The organism is uncultured Methanobrevibacter sp. (assembly GCF_937881195.1).
GTDB lineage: Archaea > Methanobacteriota > Methanobacteria > Methanobacteriales > Methanobacteriaceae > Methanobinarius.
This window is the reverse complement of the sequence record NZ_CALGFC010000011.1, coordinates 1-10983: the sequence shown is the minus strand read 5'-3', so window position 1 is coordinate 10983 and position 10983 is coordinate 1. Positions and strand designations below refer to the sequence as shown.

General features: G+C 23.9%; 8 protein-coding genes. 6 read left to right on the top strand and 2 right to left on the bottom strand.

Going from position 1 to position 10983, the window contains the following annotated elements; translation table 11 throughout:
• Positions 1 to 673: 673 nt before the first annotated feature.
• From Q0087_RS01275 to Q0087_RS01255, 5 genes are all read left to right on the top strand, one after another.
• Positions 674 to 1477 (top strand): TrmB family transcriptional regulator, encoded by an 804-nt coding sequence (locus tag Q0087_RS01275; RefSeq protein WP_297897613.1) that lies wholly within the window; start codon positions 674 to 676, stop codon positions 1475 to 1477.
• A gap of 658 nt (positions 1478 to 2135) precedes the next feature.
• A complete protein-coding gene (hcp, locus tag Q0087_RS01270) occupies positions 2136 to 3443 on the top strand; it encodes a hydroxylamine reductase (RefSeq protein WP_297897610.1) in 1308 nt (435 codons plus the stop codon).
• Between the two features lie 186 nt (positions 3444 to 3629).
• A complete protein-coding gene (locus Q0087_RS01265; protein WP_297897616.1) occupies positions 3630 to 3959 on the top strand; it encodes a cupin domain-containing protein in 330 nt (109 codons plus the stop codon).
• 546 nt (positions 3960 to 4505) lie between these two features.
• Positions 4506 to 6161, top strand: coding sequence for a dihydroxy-acid dehydratase (ilvD, locus tag Q0087_RS01260; protein ID WP_297897607.1), 1656 nt, complete (start codon positions 4506 to 4508; stop codon positions 6159 to 6161).
• Positions 6162 to 6783: 622 nt separating this feature from the next.
• Positions 6784 to 7206, top strand: coding sequence for a signal peptidase I (locus tag Q0087_RS01255; RefSeq protein ID WP_297897604.1), 423 nt, complete (start codon positions 6784 to 6786; stop codon positions 7204 to 7206).
• 447 nt (positions 7207 to 7653) lie between these two features.
• Here Q0087_RS01255 and Q0087_RS01250 read toward each other — a convergent pair whose 3' ends face one another.
• Both Q0087_RS01250 and Q0087_RS01245 read right to left on the bottom strand, forming a co-directional pair.
• Positions 7654 to 8025 (bottom strand): DUF2283 domain-containing protein, encoded by a 372-nt coding sequence (locus Q0087_RS01250; protein ID WP_297897601.1) that lies wholly within the window; start codon positions 8023 to 8025, stop codon positions 7654 to 7656.
• A complete protein-coding gene (locus Q0087_RS01245; protein ID WP_297897598.1) occupies positions 8018 to 8359 on the bottom strand; it encodes a hypothetical protein in 342 nt (113 codons plus the stop codon). Before Q0087_RS01245 ends, Q0087_RS01250 begins: the two co-directional genes overlap by 8 nt.
• Positions 8360 to 8833: 474 nt before the next feature.
• Between Q0087_RS01245 and argS the strand changes: the two genes are divergently transcribed.
• Positions 8834 to 10648 (top strand): arginine--tRNA ligase, encoded by a 1815-nt coding sequence (gene argS / locus Q0087_RS01240; RefSeq protein WP_297897595.1) that lies wholly within the window; start codon positions 8834 to 8836, stop codon positions 10646 to 10648.
• The last annotated feature ends 335 nt before the right edge of the window (positions 10649 to 10983 follow it).

Genomic DNA, 10983 nt, shown 5'->3' with positions numbered 1-10983 from the left:
TTTAAATTAATATTTTAAATTAATATTTTAAATTAATATTTTAAATTAATATTTTAAATTAATATTTTTTAACTAATTTTTATAAATATTTTTTTATAATTAACATTATTATATCATATATATCTAATAGTTTTTATTTATATCATCTAATTTAATATTCTATAATAATTTTTATTCATATAAAATTCTTAATAATTTATATTCATATAAAAATTATATTTCAAATAAAAATTTTATTTTCAAAAAAAATATTTTATAAATGTACTCATAACTATTTTATTTTTACTACTATTTATTTTGTTTAATTAAGTAATAATCTATATAAAAATTCACTTATAAATTTAATTATAGTAAAACTAATCATTAATTATAGTAAAAATCATTATACAAAATAAATTATATAATAGTAAACTAAAATGGTTGACAATTTTTTTTAAAGGTATAATCTTCAGCTTTTTCATTAAATATTAAATAATTTAAACATATATTGCAACTGTAAAATATTTTCAATAAAAATATGTTTAAATCAATGTTTTGAATAAATTTAGATAATAATCTAGACTTTTTTATATCAATATATATAATTGTTTTATATAATCTTTATTTATACTATTGATTAGTTAATTTAATATAATAGTATAAAAATATCATAATTAATTACTAATGGGATAATATGAAAAATAAAACTATTGATTCTCTTAAAAAATTAGGATTATCTACTTATGAATCTATGGTATACTTATCCATGACTTATATGATTTCTGGAACTGCAACAGAGATTAGTCTTAATTCTAATGTTCCAAGAACAAAAATTTATGATGTATTGAAATCATTATCAAGTAAAGGTTTTATTGAAATTGAGAGAGGAAGGCCATTAAAATATAATATTGTCCCTCCATCTGATGTTTTCAGAAGATATAAACAAAAGATTCTAGATGAGCTTGAAGAAACTGAGATGAATCTAAATTATGCTTATGAAAGTCAACTCTCTAAAATACCTGCACCAATCTGGTTAATTCATGGTACAGATAGAATTATAAAAAAAGAACTTGAAATTATCTCACGGGCTAAATCAACAGTTTCAATTCGAATGGGATTTCTATTTGAAGGGGAATCTGATTTTTTAAAAGATAAATTTAAAAATCTATTAAAAAAAGGCATAGAAGTGAATATTTTAGCTGCTGATCATTGTTACATTGATGACAAAAAAATTGATGTCTTAGCTGAATTTGAAGATTCTGGAGTTAATATTTTAAAAGCAGATATTCCTTTTGTTAATCTAATTGTTAGGGATAGTGTTGAGATGATTCATATTTTTTCTAAATTTTCTGGCAAAAATAAGAATGTTGTTCCAAGTTCTGCAATTGGGGTATGGAATCAATATGAAGATATAGCTAAAAATTACGATGATCGTTTTTTTAACATATTAAATAAAAAAATGAAATTAAATAAGCAAAAAACCAAAAAAAGAAAATAAAACCAAATGAATATCTTATTCAGTCTTTTAAATAATTAAAATATTTTTTAATTATTCTTTTTTTTATTTATTCTTTTTTTAAATATACTTTAAATCTTTTTTCGAGCTCATTTTTTTAAATTTTTTATTATTTTAATTTAGAATTTATTCTTTTTTAGTATAATTTAATTATATTCAGACATCGATTTCAAGTGTAAATTTTTTAAAAAATTGATTTTATTATAGTAAAAAAAGTTTAAATAGAAATATAATTACCATTATTTAATCTTTTTTATTAAAATCTGCTTATTGTTATTTCTTCTTTTTTATTAATATCTATTTATTTTATTTCTTCTTTTTTATTTATCCAAGCTTTAATGTAACATTTTACCCATAAAAAGTTACAAAAATTATATATACAATTTCAAACAAGATTATAGTAAGGGTAAATTTCAGTAAATACATAAATTAAAGAAATTGCTTTCATTTGTTATTACCCAATATTTGCTCTATATTCAAAAATTTATCTAAAATACAGAAATTTAAATTAAAATTCCGGAAAATAAAACAAAATTTTGTACTAAATCCCTTAATAGATATAGATCCTAAATATAAAAATTAGGACATAAATATAAATAATTAGAAACTGAATTGATGTAGATTTTAAGGAGGAAAAATTATGGCAAATAAACCACTCGATATGTTTTGTTATCAATGTTCTCAAACAGCAAAAGGAACAGGATGTGATGTAAGAGGAGTATGTGGAAAAGTTCCAACTGTGGCTAGACTACAAGATAATTTAATTTATTCTATAAAAGGAATAAGTGCTTATAATTACCAAGCAAACGAATTAGGTTATAGAGATGAAACTATAGATGAGTTTTTAACTAAAGGAATGTACAGTACTCTCACTAATGTAAATTTTGATGTTGAAGACTTAATTAATTTAGGACTTGAAGCTGGTGAAGCTAATATAAAAGTTATGAGGCTTCTTAAAAAAGCCCATATAGAAACTTATGGGGAGAGCGAGCCACAAGTTGTTGAAGTAGGATCTAAAAAAGGTCCAGGTATTTTAGTAACAGGCCATGACCTTAAAGCTCTTGAAGAACTTTTAAAACAAACTGAAGGAAAAGGAATTAATATTTATACTCATAGTGAGATGCTTCCTGCACATGGATATCCAGAACTTAAAAAGTATGAGCATTTAGTTGGTCAACTTGGAGGTCCATGGTTTGATCAAAAGAAAACTTTTTCAAATTATAATGTAGCTATATTGGGAACTTCTAATTGTGTACTTTTACCAAAAGATGATTATTCTGATAGAATATTTACTAGTGGTGTAGCAAAATTACCTGGAATTATGCAAATTGATAATTATGATTTTACACCATTGATTAATAAAGCTCTTGAGCTTGGAGATCTTGAAGAAGAAGAAAATAAACCAACAATCACCACTGGATTTGGAGCTTCTACTGTTTTATCACTAGCTGATAAAATTAAAGAACTTGTTGAAGCAGGAAAAATTAGAAGATTTTTCTTAGTAGGGGGTTGTGATAGCCCACTTCCACAAGCTAGATATTACAGAGAATTTGTAGAAAAATTACCAGAGGATACAGTGATATTAACTCTTGCATGTGGTAAATACAGGTTCAATGACTTGGATCTTGGAGATATTGAAGGGGTCCCACGTCTTATAGATATTGGACAATGTAATGATGCGATTGTAGCTGTTGATATAGCTTTGGCATTATCTGACCTTTTTGACTTAGAGTTAAATGATCTTCCATTAACAATTGTCTTAAGTTGGATGGAACAAAAAGCAGTAGCTATATTCTGGAGTTTACTCTTTTTAAACAAAAAAGATATGCTTTTAGGACCTATTTTACCAGCATGGGTAAATGGTGATATAGCTGATTTCTTAGTTAACAACTATAATTTAACTCCAATAGGCGACCCAGAAGAAGATATTAAAAGAATATTAGGTTAATTGTAAGTTATATTACTTATTCGGATTATATATTAGTTAATTATATTTTATATTAGCTATTATATTATATATTAATTATATTTTATATTAGCTATTTAGATTATATATTAGTTAATTATATTTTATATTAGTTAAATTATAATCTAATATTAACTTAAATCAAATTATTATGTCTAAAGGAGATTAATCATGGATAATCTAAAAAGTAAACCAATTAAAATTGATGACTTAGCTACTTATCAAGATGGAGCTGTTGTTAGTCGTGAAATTATTAAAAAAGAAGTTGGCACCGTTACAATCTTTGCTTTTGATAAAGGACAAGGACTAAGTGAGCATAGTGCTCCTTTTGATGCTATGGTTCAAATAGTTGATGGTGTAGCTGAAATTACTATCTCAGGTAATAAAAATACTGTAAAAAAAGGAGATCTCATTATAATGCCAGCAAATGAACCTCATGCTTTGTTTGCAAATGAAAAATTTAAGATGGTACTAACAATGATAAAATCAGAAAAATAGTCTCTTAAAACAGTTATTTAAAGTAAACATTAATATATTATTAATTTCTATTATTAATTCCCATTATTCTATTTTTATTTTTCTTCTTTTTGTTATTTTTACTATTTTAATTTCTTTTCTATTTTTTCTTCTTTTTCTTCTTATTTTCTATTAATTTAATTTTTTTATTTAATTACTATGAATAAATATCTTTTTCATTTTATTTTTTTCATTTTATTTTTTTTTATTTTATTTTACTTTTTAATTAATTAATTAATTAATTTGAAATTTCAAAATATTTTATATTAAATTATTATTTGTAAAAGTTAAGTAGTTAAAAATATAAATATATTATAAAAAATTTAACATATTATTAAAAAATATAATAAAGAAATATATTATAAAAATATTATAAATATTATAAAAAGTTTTAATATAATAAAAAATATTATAAAAAAAATAAAATAAAAAATTATTATTAAAATATATAAAAAATTATTATAAAAAGCTTTAATATATTATAAAAGGCTTAACTATTTTTAATGATTCATAGTTATTAGTGATTAAATGAGAAGCGATAGTATAAAAAAAGGAATTGAAAGGGCTCCACATAGGTCTCTTCTTAGAGCTTGTGGACTTAAAGATGATGATTTTAAAAAACCATTTATTGGAATAGCTAACAGTTTTACAGACATTGTTCCTGGACATATTCATTTGAAAGAAGTAGCTGATGAAGTAAGAAAAGGGATTTTGGATGCTGGGGGTGTTCCTTTTGAATTTAACACTATGGCTATTTGTGATGGTATAGCTATGAATCATGAAGGAATGAAATATTCTCTTCCTTCTCGTGAAATTATAGCTAATACAGTTGAAAGTGTAGCTATGGGCCATAGCCTCGATGGACTTGTTCTTATTCCTAGTTGTGATAAAGTTGTTCCTGGAATGTTGATGGCTGCTTTAAGATTAGATATTCCTTCTATTGTTGTAACTGGTGGGCCAATGGTTCCAGGTAAATTCAAAGGAGAAAATGCAGATTTAATCAGTGTTTATGAAGCCGTTGGAGAAGTTTCTAAAGGAGAAATGAGCGAGGATGATTTATATGAGCTTGAATGTAGTGCTTGTCCTAGTGTTGGTTCTTGTTCAGGATTATTTACTGCAAATACTATGGCTTGTATGACTGAAACTCTTGGTATGAGCTTACCTATGTGTGCTACAACACTCGCTGCTGATGAAGATAAGTTTAAAATAGCTAAAAAATCTGGGAAACGTATTGTTGGAATGATAGAGGAAGAATTAGCTCCTTCTAAAATTGTTACACAAAAAGCTTTTGAAAATGCTTTGGCTGTAGATATGGCTTTAGGTGGATCAAGTAACACTGCTTTACATATTCCTGCTATAGCTAGTGAATTTGAAGATAAAGGTATTAAAGTTGATCTTGAATTATTTGATTTTATAAGCAAAAATGTTCCACATATTGCTTCTATGAGTCCTGCAGGTAAAGATACTATGTTGGATCTTCATGAAGCTGGAGGAATTCCTGCAGTTTTAAAATCAATTAAAGATAAAATAAACACTGATCTGATTACTTGTAATGGATTAACCATAGAAGAAAATATTAAGGATATAGAAGTTAAAAATAGGGATGTAATAAGGTCAATTGATAATCCTGTTCATGATGAAGGCGGAATTGCTATATTAAAAGGAAATTTAGCTCCAAATGGGTCTGTAATAAAACAAGCTGCTGTTGAAGATGATATGATGTATCATAAAGGCCCTGCTAAGGTTTTCAATAGTGAAGAAGAGTCAGTTGAAGCAATTTTTAATGGGAAAGTTGTTGAGGGTGATATCGTTGTTATACGCTGTGAAGGTCCTAAAGGTGGTCCTGGAATGAGAGAAATGCTTAATCCAACTTCTGCTATTATGGGTCTTGGAATAAAAAATGTTGCTCTTATAACTGATGGTAGATTTTCTGGAGGAACTCGTGGACCTTGTGTAGGGCATGTATCTCCTGAAGCAATGAGTAGTGGCCCAATAGCTGGCTTAATTGATGGGGATATTATTGAAATTGACATTAAAAATAGGAAAATCAATGTAGATTTATCTGATGATGAGATTAAAGAAAGAATAGAAAATGCTGAACTTCCAAAAAGGAAAGTTAAGGGTTGGTTGAATATTTATCAAAAATCAGTTAGTTCTGCAGATAAAGGAGCTATTTTAAGATAGAAATTATTATTTAATTTCTATTAATCCTATTATTTTTGTATATTAATTACTAATTTCAACACATCTAAAAATTTTTAATTTTAATATTTAATTAATAATTTAATTAGTAATTCTAATTTTAATTTAGTTAATAATTCTAATTTTAATTTAATTAGTAATTCTAATTTTAAGTTAATTAGTAATTCTAATTTTTATATTTAATAATAATCTTAATTTTGATATTTAATTAAAAAAATTTTATCTTATAAAATTCAATTTTTAATTTCAAGCTGTTATAGTTTTGTTTTTATTTTTTTTAATTAGTTAATTTGGTTTATTGCTAATAATGTTAGCTAATACTATATATTGTAGAATTATTTTTTCTATTGTAGATTTTTAATTTTATTAAATTTATATTAAAAATTTATTCATATTCATATTAAAAAATTATTATATTTATAAAAAATTTACTTTAATTTTTATTTTTATCAAAGTTTATTAATATTTCAATGATTAAAAATATTTTGATGATTAATAATATTTTAATGATTAAAATTAGTAAATTGTTTATATAACATGAAGTCAATAATTATTGTTAATATAAAAATTTCATTTTAATAAATTAAAATTATATGGTGCTTTAATGTCAACAAAAAAAGAGATAGCTATTTATGCATTAATAATTATTTTTGGTTTATTAATTGCCCAACACATGAATGTAGTTGTTTCCGGCAGTATGGAACCTGTTTTTTTTAGAGGAGATATTGTAGTAGTTGAAAAAGCTGATTTCCTCGGAATTCATGAGTTCGATCCAAATAATGCAAAAGTAGGAGATATAGTTGTTTATAATGCTAAATGGTTCCCAAACCCTGTTATTCATAGAATTATAAATGAGACAAACGTTAATGGAAGTAAATACTATGTAATAAAGGGTGATAACAATGATGTTCCAGACCCTTATCTTGTATCGCCATCGCAAATAACTGAAAGAGTAGTGACGATTGGAGATCAGCCGTTTATAATTCCTAAAATTGGTTATATAACGATATGGCTTAAAGGTCTTTGATTTATTTAAGTATTTAGTTAAAATATAAATTCAACTAAATATTTTTTTTTATTTTTTTTTATTGACCGGGATTTAGTATAATCTAGTTATAGTATTATTATAGTTCATTATAGCTCATTATAGTTTATTATAATTTTATTATAGCTTATTCATAATTTAATCATAATTTCTACTCTAATTTTACATTTTTATACTCTTATTTTACATTTTTATACTCTATATTTATTATATGTTTAAAAATTTAAAATATATTATTTTTTTCTTTTATAACACATAATCTTATTATCTTTTATATTTAAAGACAATATACTAAAATTAATAGGCTAATGTGAGAGATAAGTAAGTTTAAAGGTATTCTTTTAGAGATTTTTAAAAATGGAAAAACGAGATGTATAAAAAATAATATGTTTTAAAATTTTAAATTATAATCTAATATATTATTAAAAATTATGCTGTAGCTAACTCAGCAGTTATATTTGGTAAATTCATATCATTAACTATTACAGAATTTGTTGACTTTATTTGGTTTTTATTATGAATTGGAACTTCTAAAACACAATCAACAATGATTTCTTTATTATTTATACATGTTTTTAAATTAATACTTTTAATATTCTTTAAATTAAATTTTTTGACATGTAAAACTTTACTAGCATCTAGAATTTCAAGAGCTACAGGATAGCTATCTTCATCTAATGATAAATAAGTGTTATTATTTATTTCTATAGCTTCCTCATAATCAGAACTTCCAACTACATAGATAAATAAAGCATCAGCTAAATAGTCGTAACTATAATCTAATTGCTTTTTATCAGTCATATTTTTTCCTCCTTTCAGGATGTGTTGTTATTATTCTAATTTTCTCATTATCAACAATGAAAATCACAATGCAAGTATAATATTTTTCATTATTTGGGTTTAAATATCTTACCTTGAATTTATTGTCCTCAGAATATTTTATATCATGAGGGGCATGATTTTGAAGTAGTTCATATGTTAAGTCATAACTACAGTATTTATAAGTTTTAGCTTGTTTTTTGAAATGAGAAGTGTTTTGTATCAGGATATTATTAGTATTTCTAACATTTTGAAGTATATCATCAACTTCGTGTAAATTAAAATCAAGAATAAAACACACCTCTAAATATATCATTTAATAGATTATTATATTAATATTTGTAATAATTATTATGTAATTAATAATATAATAACTTTTCTGAAATATAAATCAAAAATAGATTACATAAAATTATTGAGTTTTATTTAGCTAAAAATTTAAATTCAGAAAAAACTAGGAATGATCTAACATAAATCTTAAATAAATTAATAATCAGAAAGGGAATTAATAATAAGAAAGAAACCAATAATTAAAAAGAAATTAAAACTAAATAAATCATTATAAATCTAATAATTAAATATCCAGGTTTTTAAAGTGTAAAAACAAAACACATAAAAAAATTTCAAAAAAAAAACGCTATAAAAATGGAATGTTAAATTTAAAAAAAAGTTATATAATATAAAAAAGTTATATAATATGAATAGTATAAGATAAAAAAATGGTAGCGAATATAAAGGTATTCTATTATACTATAAATGTATTTTATTATTATATTCATATGGTGAAGATATGTACTTTGAAATCAAAAATAATGCATTAGATTCTTTAAAAAATGCTCTTAAAAATTTAAATTATGAAATTCCAGAGGATATTAAGCTTGAATTTCCACCAAATCCAAAAATGGGTGATTTAGCAACAACTATTTCATTCCAATTAGCTAAAAAATTAAAAATGTCTCCAATGGATATTACTTCTAGTATTATGGAAAATATTGAAATTTCTGATATATTTGAAAAAGTAGAAGCTAAAGGTCCATATATAAATTTTTTTATAAATTATAAAACATTTTCAAGAAGATTACTTGAAAGTGTTTCAGATGATTATGGAAAACTCACAACTAAAGATGAAAAAATTGTTTTAGAACATACTTCTGCTAATCCAAATGGTCCTCTTCATATAGGCCATATTAGAAATGCAATTATTGGAGATTCTTTAAAAAGACTTCTTAAAACAGCGGGATATGAAGTTAACACACAATATTATGTTAATGATATGGGCCGTCAAATAGCTATGATTGTTTTTGGAATGGAAAAATTAGGTTTAAGTATTGATGAAGAGTTGTCTAAAAAATATATTGATAATATAGCTAATAATTTAAGTGATAATAGCTTAAATGAGAATAATTTAGATAATAAATCAGATAAGTCTAATTTAGATAATAAAATAGACCATCAAATAGGTCAACTTTATTTCAAAGTTAATGAATATATAAATTCTAATGAAGATAAAAAAATCGAAGTTGACAACCTTATTAAAGCTTATGAAGGTGGATTAAGTGAAGACTTAGATGAAATTTTTGAGAAAGCTGTTAATGATTGTTTAACTGGGGTAAAACAAACTTTAAATAATCTAAACATTATTCATGATGATTTTGTATGGGAAGGACAATTTGTAAGAAATGGTGAAGTTGATAAAGTTGTAAATGGCTTAATTGCCACTGGCCATACAAAAGAAGAAGAAGTTTTATGTTTGGATTTAGAAGATTTTGGAATAGAAAAAGAGCTTGTTCTTAGAAGATCCGATGGAACATCTTTATATTCAACTCGGGACCTTGCTTATCACAAATGGAAATCAGAACAAGGAGATCTTGTACTTGACATTTTAGGTTCTGATCATAAGTTAGCTATTGAACAAGTAAGTATGGCTTTAAATTTATTAAATGAGAAATCACCAGAAGTTATATTTTATGAATTTATAACCCTTCCAGAAGGGTCAATGTCTACAAGAAGAGGGGTATTTATATCAGTTGATGAATTATTAGATGAAGCAATTGATAGGGCAAAAAATGAAGTTCAAAAACGTAGAAATGACCTTAATGAAGATGAAATTAATAAAATTTCTAATGAAATAGGTATTGGAGCTATAAGATATTTTATTTCAAGATTATCTCCAGAAAAACATATAACTTTCAAATGGGATGAGGCTCTTAGTTTTGAAAGAGGATGTGCTTCAATACAATATGCACATGCACGTGCCTGTAAACTACTTGAAAAATGTGGAAACTTCGACTTAACTAAAGAAAAATTAAATATAGATTTTGATAAAATTGAGGACGATTGGACTCCTAATGAAGTTGAAATGGATTTAATTAGATTGATAGCTAAATTTCCAATTGTAGTTGATGAATCAGCAGATATTATGAGAGTTCATCCTATTGCTCAATATGTACAGGATCTTGCTAGTGCTTTTAATAAGTTTTATAAATCAGAACAAGTTTTGGGATGTGAAATTGAGTCAGCTAGACTTTTATTGGTGGATAAAGCTAGAATTACTATAAAAAATAGTTTAGAGCTATTAGGTATATCTGCACCTTTAAAAATGTAATCTATTTAAAAATAAATTTTTTTATTTTAATTCTTAAACTTTAATTTTTTTTCATTTTATAATAGCTAATAGCTATTTTTTTATTTATTAGTTTTTTAAGAAATTATCAATTATAATTCAATTTAATAGGATTTAATTATTAATTAATCTAATTAAAATAATAAAAATCAAATTCTATTCGTATTTTTAGAGTCTATCTCCTATATTTTATTTTTTTCTTTATATTCTAATTTTCTAATGTAAAAATTTTTGCAAAAAAGGCATTAAAAAAACCATTCAAAAACCTTTAAATAAGAAAAAATCCAATAAATAATATTAGAAAACAGTTTATATAA